This window comes from Streptosporangium nanhuense (assembly GCF_059358815.1).
The window spans coordinates 62,418-78,476 of the sequence record NZ_JCADBG010000002.1; the positions used below are offsets into that span (position 1 = coordinate 62,418).

Annotated in this window: 16 protein-coding genes; 10 read left to right on the forward strand and 6 right to left on the reverse strand. The window is 68.4% G+C overall.

Features of this window, described 5'->3' with window-relative positions:
• The first annotated feature begins 175 nt into the window (after positions 1-175).
• The 4 genes from AC5L38_RS05175 (at position 176) to AC5L38_RS05190 (ending at position 5,380) form a co-directional block, all read left to right on the forward strand.
• The gene (locus tag AC5L38_RS05175; protein ID WP_495242068.1) at positions 176-844 is read left to right on the forward strand and encodes an adenosylcobinamide amidohydrolase; all 669 of its coding nucleotides are present in this window, start codon (positions 176-178) and stop codon (positions 842-844) included.
• A gap of 400 nt (positions 845-1,244) precedes the next feature.
• Positions 1,245-2,954: a hypothetical protein gene (locus AC5L38_RS05180; protein WP_495241602.1), complete on the forward strand. Its 1,710-nt coding sequence runs from the start codon at positions 1,245-1,247 to the stop codon at positions 2,952-2,954.
• Positions 2,954-4,534 (forward strand): serine/threonine protein kinase, encoded by a 1,581-nt coding sequence (locus AC5L38_RS05185; protein WP_495241603.1) that lies wholly within the window; start codon positions 2,954-2,956, stop codon positions 4,532-4,534. The genes AC5L38_RS05180 and AC5L38_RS05185 overlap by 1 nt, the downstream gene beginning before the upstream one ends.
• A 183-nt stretch (positions 4,535-4,717) precedes the next feature.
• On the forward strand, positions 4,718-5,380 hold the full coding sequence (locus tag AC5L38_RS05190; protein ID WP_495241604.1) for a response regulator: 663 nt from the start codon (positions 4,718-4,720) through the stop codon (positions 5,378-5,380).
• Here AC5L38_RS05190 and AC5L38_RS05195 read toward each other — a convergent pair.
• The 3 genes from AC5L38_RS05195 to AC5L38_RS05205 form a co-directional block, all read right to left on the reverse strand.
• Entirely contained in the window at positions 5,320-6,024 is a 705-nt protein-coding gene (locus AC5L38_RS05195) for a hypothetical protein (RefSeq protein ID WP_495241605.1), read from the reverse strand. The two genes, AC5L38_RS05190 and AC5L38_RS05195, sit on opposite strands and share 61 nt — an antisense overlap.
• A 486-nt stretch (positions 6,025-6,510) precedes the next feature.
• The gene (locus AC5L38_RS05200) at positions 6,511-7,893 is read right to left on the reverse strand and encodes a hypothetical protein (protein ID WP_495241606.1); all 1,383 of its coding nucleotides are present in this window, start codon (positions 7,891-7,893) and stop codon (positions 6,511-6,513) included.
• A 703-nt stretch (positions 7,894-8,596) separates the two neighbouring features.
• The gene (locus AC5L38_RS05205) at positions 8,597-9,193 is read right to left on the reverse strand and encodes a TetR/AcrR family transcriptional regulator (RefSeq protein WP_495241607.1); all 597 of its coding nucleotides are present in this window, start codon (positions 9,191-9,193) and stop codon (positions 8,597-8,599) included.
• A gap of 55 nt (positions 9,194-9,248) precedes the next feature.
• On the opposite strand from AC5L38_RS05205, the gene AC5L38_RS05210 reads away from it, so the two are divergent.
• Positions 9,249-10,052, forward strand: a complete 804-nt coding sequence (locus AC5L38_RS05210) for an SDR family NAD(P)-dependent oxidoreductase (RefSeq protein ID WP_495241608.1) — start codon at positions 9,249-9,251, stop codon at positions 10,050-10,052.
• A 148-nt stretch (positions 10,053-10,200) separates the two neighbouring features.
• On the opposite strand, the gene AC5L38_RS05215 is transcribed toward AC5L38_RS05210, so the two are convergent.
• Positions 10,201-10,830, reverse strand: coding sequence for a hypothetical protein (locus AC5L38_RS05215; protein ID WP_495241609.1), 630 nt, complete (start codon positions 10,828-10,830; stop codon positions 10,201-10,203).
• Positions 10,831-11,301: 471 nt separating this feature from the next.
• Here AC5L38_RS05215 and AC5L38_RS05220 point away from each other — a divergent pair, with 471 nt between their 5' ends.
• The 3 genes from AC5L38_RS05220 to AC5L38_RS05230 all read left to right on the forward strand — a co-directional run bounded on the left by AC5L38_RS05220 (position 11,302) and on the right by AC5L38_RS05230 (position 13,471).
• Positions 11,302-11,523, forward strand: coding sequence for a hypothetical protein (locus AC5L38_RS05220; protein ID WP_495241610.1), 222 nt, complete (start codon positions 11,302-11,304; stop codon positions 11,521-11,523).
• Between the two features lie 245 nt (positions 11,524-11,768).
• A complete protein-coding gene (locus AC5L38_RS05225) occupies positions 11,769-12,965 on the forward strand; it encodes an RNA-guided endonuclease InsQ/TnpB family protein (RefSeq protein ID WP_495242069.1) in 1,197 nt (398 codons plus the stop codon).
• Between the two features lie 59 nt (positions 12,966-13,024).
• Positions 13,025-13,471, forward strand: coding sequence for a carbonic anhydrase family protein (locus tag AC5L38_RS05230; RefSeq protein WP_495241611.1), 447 nt, complete (start codon positions 13,025-13,027; stop codon positions 13,469-13,471).
• A gap of 392 nt (positions 13,472-13,863) precedes the next feature.
• On the opposite strand, the gene AC5L38_RS05235 is transcribed toward AC5L38_RS05230, so the two are convergent.
• On the reverse strand, positions 13,864-14,115 hold the full coding sequence (locus AC5L38_RS05235; RefSeq protein ID WP_495241612.1) for a hypothetical protein: 252 nt from the start codon (positions 14,113-14,115) through the stop codon (positions 13,864-13,866).
• Positions 14,106-14,567, reverse strand: coding sequence for an ATP-binding protein (locus AC5L38_RS05240; protein WP_495241613.1), 462 nt, complete (start codon positions 14,565-14,567; stop codon positions 14,106-14,108). The genes AC5L38_RS05235 and AC5L38_RS05240 overlap by 10 nt, the downstream gene beginning before the upstream one ends.
• Before the next feature lie 137 nt (positions 14,568-14,704).
• On the opposite strand from AC5L38_RS05240, the gene AC5L38_RS05245 reads away from it, so the two are divergent.
• Together AC5L38_RS05245 and AC5L38_RS05250 are read left to right on the forward strand one after the other, a co-directional pair.
• On the forward strand, positions 14,705-15,538 hold the full coding sequence (locus tag AC5L38_RS05245) for a helix-turn-helix domain-containing protein (protein WP_495241614.1): 834 nt from the start codon (positions 14,705-14,707) through the stop codon (positions 15,536-15,538).
• Positions 15,523-15,726: a DUF397 domain-containing protein gene (locus AC5L38_RS05250; protein WP_495241615.1), complete on the forward strand. Its 204-nt coding sequence runs from the start codon at positions 15,523-15,525 to the stop codon at positions 15,724-15,726. The genes AC5L38_RS05245 and AC5L38_RS05250 overlap by 16 nt, the downstream gene beginning before the upstream one ends.
• Positions 15,727-16,059: the final 333 nt, after the last annotated feature.

Genomic DNA, 16,059 nt, shown 5'->3' on the forward strand with positions numbered 1-16,059 from the left:
GGCCTGGGGTTCGCCAGGGACGTTCCGAAGTGTCTTCGAGCGGGCCCGGGACCGGCCGGAGGCGTTCCGAAGTGTCCTCGAACGGGACCGAGACCCGTCGGAGGCGTTCGTGAACGGGTTCGACGAGGTCCGTCCGGACGTCGTGGAGCGGGCCCGGGGTTCGCACGGGGCGTCCCTGAGGCTGAGCCACCGCGACGAGGACGGCGCCCGGCTGGCCGCGCTGCTGTGGGAGTTCGGCCCCGGCTGGCGGGCGATCTCCTCGGCCATGGTCGGCGGCGGCATCGGCCCGGCCGCCTGGATGCTCAACGCCCAGGTGGTCGCCGGATACTCGCGGATGGACCCGGTGGACCACCTCCTGGAGCTGGCCCCGCCCGGCCCCGGGGTCGGCATGCTCACCGCGGCGTCGGTCGACCGCTTCACCCGGGCCCGCGACGGGGGAGCGGAAGTGGTGGCGACCGTCGGCCTGCGTGTCCCCACCTGGGCCGCCGCCCCGGAAGGCGCCGCCGACCCGGAGCTGGCCCCCATGTACCTGCCGGGAACGATCAACATCGCGGTCGCCGTACCGGTCGCCATGAGCGACGCCGCCCTCGTCAACGCGGTCATGACGGTGACCGAGGCCAAGACCCAGGCGCTGCTGGAGGCCGGTTTCCCCTGCACAGGCACCGCCTCCGACGCCGTCTGCGTGGCCGCCCCCGAGCGCGTCCCCGGCGGCCCGGAGGAGCTCTTCGGCGGCCCCCGCTCCACCTGGGGCGCCCGCATCGCCCGCGCCGTCCACACCGCCGTCCACCAGGGCGCCCGCCGATGGGCGAACCGTGATGGATCGGCTGCCGGTGGGCGAGAGTGAGACTTCCGACACTGAGCGGGTGACCGCGATGACGACGGAGCCGACGACCCGGCGGAGAGGCACGAGGCCGGGGGCGACGCTGCTCGCCCCCTTCGAGGTCTCCTTCGATCCCGCCGCGCCGCCGCGGCTGGAGGGACGGGCTTTCCTCGCGGACCGATCTTCGTACGGCATACCTTGTCGCGCCGGGAGCCGGTCAGGCTTAGACTTTGCGTAGCTGTCCGCGACGGGGCGTGGGCGTGACGATAGGCCGCAAGACGGGATGGTCAAGACGGGGTGGCGATGCCCTGCTCATGACCTTTTACGGGTGATGAGGGGAAAGAAAGTCAAGCCCTCGGGCCTGGACGGTTCACTTATTCACCCCCGTTTGCGACCCTGGTCCTATCCCCTGTAGGGAGTGGCGATGCGGCGGTTCGGTTCTGCGCTGGTGGCGTTCGGAGGGCTCTCTTTGGCGATCGCCGGGGTGGCTCCCGCCCTGGCGCACGAGCACCCCAGCGGGATCACCGACCTGGTGACCCCCGCGGTGGTCAGGATCGAGGCGACGGCGAAGGTCGACATCACGTTGCTCGACCACATCGGCGAGCTGGTGCACGTGGAGCGTTCCTACGAGGTGCCGATCGGCAGTGGCACCGGCACCGTGATCAACCCCGACGGCGGCATGGTCACCCTCACCCGGGTGGTCAAGACCGACCGCGACGTCCGGATCTACGCCGCCAACAAGATCTTCGCCGCGCACCACAAGGTCAAGATCCCCGACGACTTCGAGCGGCACAAGCTCAAGGACGACCAGCTCAACCACCACCTGCAGGAGTGCTACCCGCCCAAGCAGCCCACCGCCACCTGCATCATCGACGTGACCACCGAGATCACGGCCTTCCCCAACATCTCCCCCGCCGACAAGGAGGGGTTCAAGGCCGAGATCGTCCGCACCGGCGACAGGCCCGACAGCCCCGCGGTGCTGAGGCCCGTCGGCCGCGCCGACGGGAGCGCGGGCCTGCCCACCGCCCCGCTCGCCACCTCGGTGCCCGCCAAGGAGGGCTCGCCGGTGGCGATCGCGGGGTTCACCGGGCGGCCCGCCGCGAACCTGCCGGAGACCGTCGACATCGCCCACCTGCGGGCGGGCGGCGCCGGCGAGGGCGGCCGGCAGTTCAAGGACCCGGAGAACAAGGTCAACGAGCCGGAGAAGCTGGGCGCCCTGATCGACAGGGGCCTGCTCGGCGGCCCGGTGATCGAGGACAAGAAGGGCGAGATCGTCGGCCTGCTGATCGGCGGCGGCAAGGACGCCCGGATGATCGGCATCCGCGAGGTCACCAAGGCCCTGGCCGAGGCCGACGTCGCGCCCGCCAGAGGCCCGATCGACGCCGCCTTCGAGCAGGCGCTGACCCGCTTCCACACCCACTACTACGGCGACGCCGTCCCCGCCTTCCAGCGCGTGCTGGAGCTCTACCCGGGACACACCGTGGCGGCCGCGCACCTGAAGACGTCGCAGGCCAAGCGCGGCACCGCCGAGGACGAGGCCACCAAGAGGGTGGCCTCCTCCACCGACCTGCCCCAGGGCACGCCCCTGTGGCCGTTCCTCGCCGGCGGCGGCCTGCTGGTGCTGGCCGTGCTGACCACCGCGATCCTGCTCTGGCGTCGCAGGTCGCAGGAGCCCGACCCCGAGCCCGACCCGGAGCCGGGTCCGGGGCATGGGGCGGGGCAGGGGCCGGGCGCGGACACCCGGCCGCCGTTCCCGACCTCGCCGCCGATACCGATACCGACACCGCCGCGACCGGCCTTCGACGAGCAGGCCGACTCCACGGTCGTGGTCGGCCGCTCCTTCCCGGCGCTGCCCAAGATCTCCACCACGCCCGGCCAGCCGGTGCTGGTGGCACGCGACCCGGGTCACAACACCGGGCCCGGTCACAACACGGGGCCGGGTACGGGTTCCGGTCACAACACGGGTCCGGGTCACAACACCGGCCCGGGTCACAACACGGGTCCGGGTTCCGTCACGGGATCGGGGACGAAGCCCGGTGACACGCTGTCGCAGAAATACTGCACGGGTTGCGGGATGCGGCTGGGACCCGCCCACAGCTTCTGCGGTTACTGCGGCCAGCCGACCAAGACGTGATGTCCGTGAACGACAGGGCGCTGATCGGCCGGGAAGTGGCCGGTTACCAGATCGAGGACATCATCGGCAAGGGCGGCATGGCCGTCGTCTACCTCGCGGTCGACCCCAGGCTCAACCGCCGGGTGGCACTGAAGATCCTCAATCCGCTTCTCGGTGAGGACGACCGGTTCCGCCAGCGCTTCGTGCTGGAGTCGCGCACGGTCGCGAGCATCGACCACCCCAACATCATCCCGATCTACGAGGCCGACAGCGCCGACGACGGCACCCTCTACATCGCGATGCGTTACGTCGCGGGCCCCGACCTGCGCAAGCTCTTCTACGACCGGGGGCCGATGCCGGTCAGCCAGGTCAGCCGGATTTTCGCCCAGGTGGCCGCCGCGCTCGACACCGCGCACGCCCACGACCTGGTCCACCGTGACGTCAAGCCCGCCAACATCCTGATCGCCGCCCACACCGAGGGCGACCACGCCTATCTCACCGACTTCGGCATCACCAAGCACCGCACCTCGATCTCCGGGCTGACCCAGACCAACCAGTTCATCGGCACCCCCCGGTACATGTCGCCCGAGCAGATCAACAAGGAGCACATCGACGGCCGCTGCGACCAGTACGGCCTGGCCTGCGTGGTCTACGAGGCGCTGTCCGGGCGGCTGCCCTTCCAGCGCGACAACGAGATCGCCCTGCTCTGGGCGCACCTCGCCGAGACCCCCACGCCGCTCACCACGCTCCGTCCCGAGCTGCCGCTCGAGGTCGACGGCGTCATGATGCGGGCCCTGGCCAAGTCGCCCGAGCAGCGCTACGACACCTGCGGCCAGTTCATCGCCGAGCTGCGCGACGCGATCAGCGGCGCCGGCCAGCCGTACCAGCTCGCGCAGTCTCCCTACGCCCCGTCGGCGCCGACGGCCTCCAGGGTGTCCGAGACGACCGAGGCGTCCGGCACGCGGAAGGCGCCGAAGCGGAAGCCCTCGTCCGGGAGGGGCATCCTCATCGGCGCGGCCGTGGCGATCACGGCGATCGTCGCGCTGGTGGCGGTGCTCGCGACGTTCCTGCGCGGCGACGACACCTGGGTGGCGTACGAGGGCTCGCCCGCGGTGCCTGTCGCCTTCCAGTACCCCGGGGCCTGGACCCTCCAGCCGCACGCCGACGTGTTCGTGGCGGCCTCACCGAAGGTGGAACAGTTCCGCACGCTGTTCGCCACGCCCGTCACCGCCGACTGGGCCGCGGCGAACGAGATCATCAAGGACGCCCCGCAGGAGGCCACCGGCTTCTACGCGCAGACGCTCGACACCCTCGACCCGCTCAGCGGTGCCAAGCAGCTGCAGGAGACCCTGCAGTCCTCGCTCCCCGGCACGGTCAGCGTCTTCTCCCAGGTCGTCCAGGTGAGCGTGGGCGGACGAAACGCCTCGCGCCTGCAGGGGACGATCGCCGACCCGCAGCGCGGCGGCCAGCTCGAGTTCACCGGCTGGGTCGTCCAGCGGCAGGACGAGCCCGCCCTCCTGATCTACTTCTGCGCCTCCGGCAAATGTGACGACTCGGTCGCCAACCGGTTCGTGAGGAGCGTCTCGTTCCCGGCTTCCTGACGCGTTGACTTGTGTCCCACTTGTGAGCGGCTTGTCCGGGCGTTTTGTCCTATGGGCAAGAGGGTCGGCAGGCTTTAGTCTCCCCGAATGGCGGTTCTCCTTCCCCTTCTTCGGCACCCGCGTGCGGGCCGTCGATCGCCCGTCCCCGGAACGAGGTGTCCAGCCGCCTGACAAGGAGGAGAAGTGAACATCCGCGTCGTGATCGCCGACGACCAGGCGATGGTCCGCGCCGGGCTGAGGCTCGTGGTGGAGAGCGAGCCCGGCCTGGAGGTGGTCGGTGAGGCCCCCGACGGGATCGAGGCCCTCGCCGTGACCCGCCGCACCAAGCCCGACATCGTGCTGATGGACATCTCGATGCCGCGCATGGACGGTCTCACCGCCGCCAGGCAGCTGCTGGGCCAGCCCGACCCGCCGAAGGTCGTGGTGCTGACGACCTTCGACACCGACGAGAACCTCTACGCCGCGCTCCGCGCCGGGACCAGCGGGTTCCTGCTCAAGGTCTCGCCGCCCGAGCAGCTCGTGGAGGCCATCCGGGTCGTCGTCGCCGGGGACGCCCTGCTCGACCCGGCCGTCACCACCCGCGTCATCGCCTCCTTCGCCGGACGCCACGACCCCGCGCCCCCGCCGCAGCTGGCCGACCTCACCCCGCGCGAGCTGGAGGTGCTGCGCTCCCTGGCGCGCGGCCTGACCAACGCCGAGATCGCGGGGGAACTCTTCGTCGGTGAGGCCACGGTCAAGACCCACGTGGCACGGGTGCTGATGAAGCTCCACCTGCGCGACCGGGCTCAGGCGGTGGTGTTCGCGTACGAGTCGGGCGTGGTCCGGCCGGGGGCGGCCGTCGGATAGTAGGAGATCCACTCCTCGCGGCTCATCCGGAGCATCTTCACCCCGAGCGAGCCCAGCGCGACCGCGGGGGCGATCCACATCGGGACGGTCACCGGACCGTACGGGACCACCAGCGAGGCGCCGTAGCCGACCAGGACGACGAGCGGCACCCACCAGTGCGCGAATCCCGCCCGCCAGACGCCGATCAGCAGGACGGGCAGGCCGAAGACGGCGAAGAACAGCCAGGGCATCTGGAACCCGAAGACGACGCCGGGCAGGTTCAGCATCTCGTCGAGGATCCGCTGCGTCTGCTCGGGGGTGTTGCGCTGCCCGAGCCACCACTCCACCGGGTCGGAGATGAGCAGGCCCGACAGGTTGATGTAGCCGATGACGGTGAGCGAGCCGACGATGTGGCCGAAGACCACCGCGCGGCGGCGCATCACGTGCAGCAGGCTGAGGGCCACCAGGGCCATCAGCAGGTAGGCCCAGTGGTACAGCACCGACTGGACCTGGGCGAGGACGGGGTTGTCCCCGAAACTGACCGCCTCGCGATCGTCCCCCCAGGTGCCGGGGTCGAGGACGACGGCGATGGCCTGGAGCAGCGGGGCGACGATCAGTAACACGCCGGAGGCGATGCGCCGGAAGTCGGCGGAGTTCTTGAACATGGGGGTCTCCCTGCCTGTGTCTGTTGGCCAGGGGCCGGGGCGCGGCCTGCCGGCCGGGCGCCGTGACGGCCTGTTAGCCAGGAAGGTAGGCGGAGGCCCCCGGCCGGGTCGTCCGCCGCCGGGCTGATCCGGGGTCCCTCTCGTGGGGTAAGAAGATCTCACCACGAGCCGATCAAGGTTGTGAGGTGCGCGCCCTGTGAGGCCATGGGAACCGTGCGTGAACCGGCGACCGGAAAGACACGTGATGTTGCACGAAAACTGAACTCGATCTACGACAGCGTCCCGCGCCGCAACCCGGGGAGGCCGAGTTCCACCCGGGCAGAGCACCGACGAATACGGCATGCCGGCAACTACGTGGGGCAAGAATCGGCTCGTGAGCTTCAGGGCGCGGTGCTCTTGGGGTGCCCGCGGACGCCCCAAGAGCACCGGTACGCCATCTGATCAATCCGACGAACGGGACAGGGCGAACCGCCGCCGGGGTCCTTGTCAGGAGGTGGGCAGGCCGCTGTCCAATCGGCATCCGTCGGTGGTCCGCGTGTTGTCACAACGGTTGAGTTGGAGGCTGTCCACCACGTAGGCGAAAGACTGGCCGCTCGGGCTCACCACCGAGAGTTGCACGGTGGCCGCGCCGGCCGGTGCGATCGCCGAGACGTTGTGCTCCGCCCAATCGGAGGTCAGGGCGTGGAGCGAGCCGTCACTGTTCGAGATCAGCGCGTTCGACGCGTTGTACCAGGAGAGCCGCAGCTTGACGCCGCCGGAGGTTGCGGTCGTCAGCCGAACGAAGAACTTGTAGCGTTGCCCCGGGCTCACCTGGGGCCTGCGAGTGACCGACACGATCCCCTCGGCCCACGACTGGACGTTCATGGTCAGGGACCGCCGGCCGTCGTAGTAGCGGGCCGACACCTGGCTGTCCGGTCCGGGCGGGGTGGCCTGCATCCATCCGCCGCCGGAGACGGTGAAGCCCGTGGGGTACGCATAGGGCGCGTCCGCCTCGATCGTGCGTTCCTGCGCGGTCAGCAGGTCGTTGCTGTACCCCACGTCGCAGCAGACCGGCGCGGTGAGCATCGACCAGGTGGCGAGGTTGGCCTTGCGAGGGTGCGGATAGGCGCTCGTGTAGAACGTGGCCATGGTCTCGCTCGGGTCGTAATAGTTGTTGAACTCCTGGTCGACCTGCCAGGTGTGCCACTGGGTGGACATGACGTCGGCGTCCTCGTGGAGGACCGTCTCGGTGACCTTGGCGTGGTCGACGTCGAACAGGTGGATGAACTCGTGCAGCATGGTCGCGCTGTCCCACTCGTCGGTCGCCGCGACGCAGAGGACTTCGCAGAAGGCCTGCGCCGTCCCGTCGAAGTCCTCGAACACCATGTAGGTACGGTTGGTGTGGTCGTAACCCGCCGCCTCCAGATCGTCCTCGACGACGTCCGCGGCGGTCTCGCCGCCGATCACCCCGTTCTCGATCTTCTCCGGCACCACGAGGGCGCGTGCGTAGCCCGCGTAGCCGCTGGTGTCGTAGCCGGTCCGGCAGCTCAGATTGACGTGCTGGTCGTAGTTCGTGGACTCGTCCAGCGACCAGTCCACCCGGTCGACGATCTTGGCGATCCTCTCGACGAAGGCGTCGTAGTGGTTCCCGGACTCCTCGTGCCAGGCATAGATCACCTGGACCGCCGGGATACTCCCCGCGGCGTTCTTGGGGTCGGACAGTGTAGTGGTACAGCCCCGCTTGGGAATGTTCGCGTCCGCCGGCTGGACGTAGGGGACATCGGGTTCGGTGCCGATGGGATTGAAATCGGCGTGTGCCGTATCCGCCATCAGGACGACAAGTGCCACCGCGACCAGCGCGGACGTGAATCGCGTCAACCAGGCTGACAAAGGATTTTCCTCCAGTGATTTACCGTGCTGTGAACCCGTGAACGCCCATGGCGGGCAGCCGGGAATTCCGGGCGCCATTTCGGGGGTGAAATCCGGCGGTATGCCGGTAAGTGTGATGTGGCCGGTGACGCCGGCTCTGCGCGTGATCCTTTTCAAATGAGCCGCGAAACTCGGTCAGGAACGGAGCTCGCCTGAGTTCGGGTTCCGCCCAGCGCTCGGCCGGCTCCGCGGGCAGCGGTGGTGACAGGGCGGGGAGGCCGATAACCGCTGGTCCAACGGCCGAGATCCCGGCCTGGGGCAACTGGGCCCGGGCGGGTCGGGTCGGAAACCGCTCGTACGGCCGGTGGCTGGGCGCCGCCGGCCTTTTCGGGCCTCGAATCCCATTCCGAAAAAAACGTGTTCCGAATGTATGCGGGCGATGACCGCCTTACGTCTTTGCCGGAGAATCATCGGTCCAGGCAAAGGTAGGCAGCATCTGTTTCGACCCGATTTCGCAGCGACTCCCGGTACTGTTACCACTGAGCGGCAAGCCGTGAGCATGCGACGTTAAAAAGCCGTAATTACGACGGGGTGCGACCGCCGACGATCGGCGGCGCGTTTGCCGGGCCGGATGCACGGGATATCCGGAAGGCGGCGGTCTGATACGGCGGCTGTGGATCGGGATCCTCGGGGGCCGTAATCCGTGGGTCGCGAGGGATCTCCCTCAGCACTCGCCCATCGCGGCACGCGTCTGGGACGGCGACATGGGCGGGACGGGCAGCGGACGGGCCGCTCCGGCGCGCAGGCCGTCGAGGGTGAGGGCGAGGTGCCGCCGCCAGACGCCGGGAGCGACGCGGAACGTCGCGCGTACGGTCGCCGCGACCCCCCAGATCACGAACGCCATGTCGTCGAGCGCGACGTCGTCCCGCAGATCGCCCGACTTCTGGGCGCGCTCGACGATCCGGCTCATCAGCGCGTACCCCGTGTCGGCGCCGGCCGTGGCGCCGCGTGCGGCGAGGTCGTTGTAGCCGAGGTCGGTGGCCTGCAGCTCGCACACGCCGGTGATGAACGCGACGAACCCCTCCCAGGCGTCGTCCGCCGCGAGCGAGCTCGCGGCCAGGTCGGCGACCGTCGCCACCCGGTCCTCGAACACCGCCGCCACCAGCTCGGCGCGGGTCGGGAAGCGGTTGTACAGCGTCCCGATGCTCACCCCCGCCGTACGGGCGATCTCTTCCAGCGGCACGTCGAGCCCCCGGTCGGCGAAGAGCCGCCTGGCCGCCAGGAGGAGACGCTCGCGGTTGTGGAGGGCGTCCTTGCGCATACGGGAATCCTCGCTTAAGTTGAGGCGCATCTCAACTTGAGGAAGGTCTCAACTTATGGCACGGACCATCGTGATCACCGGCGGCACGAACGGCATCGGCAAGGCCCTCGCCCGGCACCACGCCGAGCGGGGCGACCTGGTCGTCGCCGTGGGCAGCGGCGAGGCGGGCGGCCGGCGCCTGCGCGAGGACGTGCCCTCGGCGCGCTTCGTCCAGGCGGACCTCGGCTCCATCCGGCAGACCCGCGCCCTGATCGAGCGGCTCCGCACCGACCACCCGGTGATCGACGCGCTGGTGCTCGGCGCCTTCAGGTACAACCTCGCGAGGATCGAGACCGAGGAGGGGTTCGAGCACACCTTCGCCCTGTACGTGATCAACCGCTGGCTGATGACCGAGGGCCTGCGCGAACCGCTGGCGAGGGCATCGGCGCCCGTGATCGTCGACCTGTGCGGTGTCGGAGGCATCCGCGCGGGACGGATCCACTGGGACGACCCGCAGCTGACCAGGGATTACCGGCCCTTCAGGGCGACGATGCAGGGCGCCAGGGGCAGGGAGTTGCTGGCCTCGACCTACTCCGCCGAGCGGACGGGCTACGTGCTCTACAACCCGCTCTTCGTCGCGACCGGACTGTTCGAGCCCTTCCGGCAGCCGGTACGCGGTCTCGTGCGGGTGACGTCGGCGCTGTTCGCCCAGCCGGTGGCCAAGGCCGTGCCGCCGATCGCCGCGCTGATCGACAATCCTCCGGCCGGGCCGCTCACCGCCTACCGCAGGGGCAGGTCCATCGCGTTCGCCGTCGACCGCGACGAGGCGCTGAGGTTCGAAAAGCTCGTCCGTGCGATGGTGGCGCCGTTCTCCGGATGAACGTCTTCCACCTGTCGTTTCCGGGTGGTCGGCGGTGCGCCCGGCCGGAGCCGGGTGGTCCCGGCAGGCCCCGCGTTCCCGGGTGGTCCCGGCAGCCCCCGCGTTCCCGGGCCTGCTGGCACCCGTCGTCCGCCGGTCGGACGTGCGCTCAGCCCACGCCGGGGACGACGGCGTTCTTCTCCTTGAAGTCGTAGCCGTTCTTCGCGGCGTTCTGCCGCAGGCTGTCGAAGGAGTTCTTGCTGGCCTGAAGGTCGGCCTCGGTGGCGGTGCCGTTCTTCAGCTTGCCGGTCAGGTTGCTGAAGCTGTCGGTGACCGCCTTGACGCCCTTGCACATGGTCGGGTTGGCCAGGGCGAAGCGCCTGGCGACCTTCAGCTCGTGCAGGGTGAAGAGCCCGGCCACGGCGGCCTTCGCGAAGGTCCGCTTCCGCTTCTCCGCTCCTTCCTTGAAACCGCCGCTCTGCAGCGGTTTGTAGATGTAGCGGTAGAAGGCTCCCAGCGCGAGACCCGCGTGCAGCGCGAAGCGGGTCTTGGCGAACCTCTTGGTGTTGGCGCCGACCGGGCACTCCTCCGCGGTGTACTCCTCGGCGCTGTCCGCCGAGAGATCGCCCGCGGGCGGGGCGCCCGCGGCGGGCGGAACGGCCGCGGGCGGCGCTGTCGTGGCCACGACGGCCTCGGGTTTGACCGCGACCGGCCTGTCGCCGCCGCAGCCGCCGATCAGTGTCACGGCCAGCAGTGCCGCTGCCGGGACGGCAACGGATCGGGCACTCCGTACGGACATCTTCCCCCCTGGATGACGGTTACGGCGTCGCCTTTCGACCTCTTTGTACCCTTTGTGATTGCTTCGACACTTTGCGTGAGAGGGGCTTCTGGGGTGTTCGGCCGGGTGGGTGTGGTCAGCGAGGTGGCCCGCTTGCCGCGCCTCGCGGGCCGGGGCCCTGATCGCAAGTAATCACTTGTTTACTTCTGGTCGTTTTGGACGCGAAAAAACAGGGTGCAGATTCACTCTCTTCGACTAACCTCGCCAATGCCCTTATGTCGCTCTTAATGCGTACATCGCCCTCTTTGGCACTCCGTAGGCGGCGTATTTGGCATCCCCTCGTACGAAAGGCGACTGGTGCGGTACCGTCTTGCCCCCATTGCGGTGGCCACTGTGTTTTCCCTCCCGTTCATTTCCCTTTCCGCTCCCGTTCAGGCTCAGGTCAAACCGTGTCACGGCCACGGCACGGACGGCGCGGTCCAGACCCCTGTCGTGATCGACCGTTCGGCGGCGTGCCCGGGCACCGGGTCCGCGCTCGCCATCCACTACCCGCACAGCGTCGACGGGACGCTCCTGTTCCAGGACAAGCCTCCGCTGGAGGAGGCGAGCGAGCACGACGACGTCAGGTTCGTCATCGGCACCGGCGGTTCCCAGCCGTACATCACCTACGGCGGCCAGCGCTACTTGGTTGCGGGCCGGCGCTCCGGCCTTTAGGTCGGAGTGGGGTGCCCGTTAGGGCGTGAATGTGCCCTGACTTTCAGGTCTTGCTGTTCGGCCCACGATGCGTAGGGCGTCAGGACGGCGCGGGGCTACCTGTGTCGCTCCGCGATGGTGGGTGCGCCGGAGAAGTGAGCGGTGTCGATGCGGCGGTCCAACTGGTCGCCGAGTTGTCGAACACTCATACTTTCGGTAATGGATTCCGTACTTTCGGTGATGGAATTCATGGCATCTTTGGTGCCGTGCAGCTTCGTTACAACTATCGGCTCTACCCCGACGCCGACCAGCGTGCCGCGCTGGCCCGCGCGTTCGGGTGCGCCCGGGTGGTGTTCAATGACGGGCTGCGCGCACGCCAGGACGCCCGAGACCAAGGCCTGCCGTACATCTCGGATGGGGACCTGTCCAAGCGGGTCATCACGCGGGCGAAGCTCACTGTGGAGCGCGCGTGGCTGGGCGAGGTCTCAGCGGTGGTTCTTCAGCAGGCGCTCGCCGATCTCAACACCGCGTACCGCACCTTCTTCGCCTCCCTGTCCGGCAAGCGTAAGGGGCGCACGGTGGGCTCGCCCCGGTTCAGGTCCCGTAAGGACAACCGGCAGAGCATTCGGTTCACCAAGAACGCTCGATTCGCCGTCACGGTGGGAGGGAGGCTGCGCCTGCCGAAGATCGGGGAGGTGCCTGTCCGCTGGTCGCGCTCCCTACCACCAGAGCCGTCATCGGTGACGGTGGTCAAGGACGCATCGGGCCGCTATTTCGCGTCGTTCGTGGTCGAGACGAGCGATGACCCCCTGCCGACCGTCGTAGGCGAGGTCGGTATCGACCTGGGGCTCACGCACTTCGCGGTGCTGTCCGACGGCCGCAAGATCGGCAACCCGCGTATTCTGCGGCGGGCGGCCAAGAAGCTCCGCAAGGCGCACAAGGCGCTGAGTCGCACACAGAAGGATTCGGTTAACCGCACGAAGGCCAAGCTGAAGGTCGCCAAGGTGTACGCCAAGGTGACCGACACGCGCCGGGACTGGGCACACAAGCTCTCCACCGCGTTGATCCGCGACAACCAAGCGGTGTACGTGGAGAACCTGGCGGTGTCCGGTCTGGCCCGTACGAAGCTGGCCAAGAGCGTGCACGACGCGGGCTGGTCGCAGTTCGTCGCCATGCTGGAGTACAAGGCCGCCAGGTACGGGCGGACCTTCGCGAGGATCGACCGGTGGTTTCCGTCGTCGAAGCTGTGCTCGGCGTGCGGCACCGTCGCCGAGTCGATGCCGCTGGACGTCCGGTCGTGGATCTGCGTCTGTGGCGCGGCCCATGACCGGGACGTCAACGCGGCGATCAACATTCTGGCCGCCGGGCGGGCGGACAGGTTAAACGCCTGTGGAGGTGACGTAAGACCACCGCTCGCGGTGGCGGACGCCGATGAAGCAGGAAGCCTTCGGGGTGTCGCATGAGCGGCACCTGCGAGAATCCCCGGCCTTCAGGTCGGGGAGCGCGTCAAAACCTGAACAACGTGCACTTCCACGGCCACGCCGAGTACAAGTTCGCCGGCCAGCCCTTCGCCCCTCTTGAGGCGCACTTCGTCCACGAGCGGGCGACCGGGCCGAAGGGCTACGTGGTCTTCTCGGTCCTCGTCGACGCCAAGACCTTCCACGGCCTCTCCCAGCACGACCGCCTGATCACGTTGCCCCCCGCGCTCGGCGAGTCCAAGAACGTCCACGGCGTCGACCTCAAGGCCCTGCTGCCCGAGAGCCACGCCACCTACCGCTACACCGGCTCCCTCACGACGCCGGACGAGACCGGCTCCTACTTCCAGCCGGTCAACTGGGTCGTCTTCGACCAGCACGCGAAGGCGCACCAGAACAACATCCAGTCCTACCGGTCCCTGTGGGGCCCGGAGGGCAACCACCGCGAACTCCAGGAGAACGACCAGGAGCCCAACTTCTACTCGTACCACTGACGCCACGCCGTTCCGGGCCCACCCGGTTCGGTGACTTCGACGACCACGCCGGCCGGGGTACGCCTCAGTCGGCGTGGTCGTCTCATGCGCCGGGTGGGGGAGGGGCATGTACGCGAGAGGGATGGTTCGTATGCCGCCGGGGCGGTGGGGGCATTCGCCGGAGCGGGACGGGACGCGCCCGACGTGAGCGAGGAAACCCAGTGGAACAGCATCGGATGCCGTGGAAAGCGGCGGTCAACGGTACGGACCTCGCGAAAGAAGTTTCCCTGATGCGTATTCACCGTGATCTCGCGCGCACCGATTCGCGCCGCTGTTCCGACGGGTTTCTCTTCCGAAGAACACGAAGGCGGAAATCGGTGAATCCCGGCGCCTCTATCTGGTCGCGAACCGGGTCAGCCGCCCTCTTGGGAAAGGGTACGGCCGGATGCTCGGCAGATCCGGCCGCCTTCTCGGGAAAGGGCACGGCTGGATGCGCTGCCGATCCGGCCGCCGGATGTTCTCCCGCTATCCGTTTCCAGGTCGAACCAGCCTTTCCTGGCCCGGTGGAGGAACGCGTCCCAGGCGTCGAAGCCGAGCAGGACGCCCGCCTGCCCGGGGGTGCTGATCCTGACCCCTTCGCGGGTGACAGCCACGATCACTCGCACGGGGGCACCGCCTGGTCGATCGCGCACCACACGGTACGGCCGAGATCCCCCTGGTCGCGGACTCCCCAGCGCTTCCGGGAGATCTCACCGACGATGCCGAGGCCGCGCCCGTACTCCTCGTCGTCGGCAGGTACGGCTCCGGGCTCCGGGGGCCTCCAGGAGCCGCCACCCGGGTCCAGAACCTCCAGGAAGAGGGAGTCCGCCCGCCGGGTGAGGGTGAGCGTTATCAGATCGTCGGGGCGTCTCCGCCTGGCGTGCACGACGGCGTTCGTCACCAACTCGGACGTCGCCAGCCGCACATTCTCGTAGGCCGGATGATCGGCACCGATCCATTCCCGTACATACGCGCGCGCCTTCGCGGCGGACGCGGGATCGATTTCGAGGTACGCCTTCCCTAGGACCTCGGATTCGCCGTCCGGGTATTTCTGCCAGAAGCCACACGCGGGATTCATCTTCACCTGCTCAGACAGCCGGGTTCCGAATACTTCTGTGCAGCATCGCATTACTGCGCTACATTCAGTAGTCGAACGGATGCGGTTCGTATTCAACGGTTCGGCTGAAACCGTCGATGAAACCGAGGTGATGTCCCATGCCGCAGGCCAAGGTGCTCGATCCCAGCACGTCACCGGTCGCCTTCTTCGGCTTCGAGCTCCGCCGATACCGCCAGGAGGCCGGTCTGTCCCAGGAGAAACTCGCCAAACTCATCGGATACTCCCTGGGCACGGTCTCCATGGTCGAGACCGGTCGCCGGTCGCCGACGGAGGACTTCGTCAGGCGAGGCGACGAGGCCCTCGGCGCGGAGGGGGCGCTCATCCGGATCAAGGAGATGATCGACAACGTCGCTGCCCAGCTACCGGCCTGGTTCCGCCCCTGGGCCGAGATAGAACAGGCCGCAGAGACCCTGCGGACCTGGCAACCGCTCATCATGCCGGGTCTGCTTCAGACAGCCGAATACGCGCGGGTGCTCTTCACTGATGAGCCTCGTGCCCCAGTGGACAGCGTGGAGAGAAACGTGGCGGCCCGGCTGGAGCGTCAACTCATCATGGAGCGGGAAAATCCACCCATGCTGTGGGTGGTTCTCGACGAAGGGGTGCTGAAGCGCCGAGTCGGCAGCGCATCGATCATGGCAGGACAGCTCGACCACCTGCTTGAGATGGGACGGCGGCCTTCTGTCGCCATCCAAATCGTTCCCTCGGAAACGGGAAACACCGTGGGTCTTCTGGGCGGGTTTTTCATTGCGCAGACCCGAGGTGTCGCCAATAGTGTTTATGTGGAGTCTGCCGGTTATGGGCAGATTTCTGATCGCCCTGATGACGTGGCGGACATCATGACCAAGTACGAGGCGATCAAGGCAGAGGCCCTCCCGCGGCGAGCGTCGCTGGAACTGATCGAAGAGATGAGGGAACGATGGACCAAGAGCTGAGCGAGGCCACGTGGGTGAAGTCGTCGCTCTCCGGCGGTAACGGTGGCGAATGCGTGGAGGTCGCGAGGCTGTCCGGTGGTCGGGTCGGTGTCCGCGACAGCAAGGACCGTTCGGGTCCGGCGCTGGTGTTCACCCCGGGGGAGTGGGCGGCGTTCACCCGCTGGGTCCGCGCCGACGACACCGTCTAGTTCCACGACGATCCGCAGTACGAGCAGGCTTCGGCCCCCGGGGGCGGGAGCCTGTTCCCTGTCTGCGACACTCTCGGCACTCACCCGTTGTCGACCTGCACTGGCTTGAACAGCGGCGCGAGGCCCTCGGTGAACCTGAGTTCCGCCGCCTCCTCGCCGGGCGTCTGAGCGCCGAGGCCATCGACACCGTCATCGCTGCGCTCGACCAGCCCGACGCCTGCCCCTTCCCGCGGCCCGCCCCCGCCCGCGCGGCCTCCATCTTTTACCCACTCCGGCCCGTAAGGGATGCGTCAAAACGGGCATAGGTTGTGTATATTTTCCGTTAACCACTCG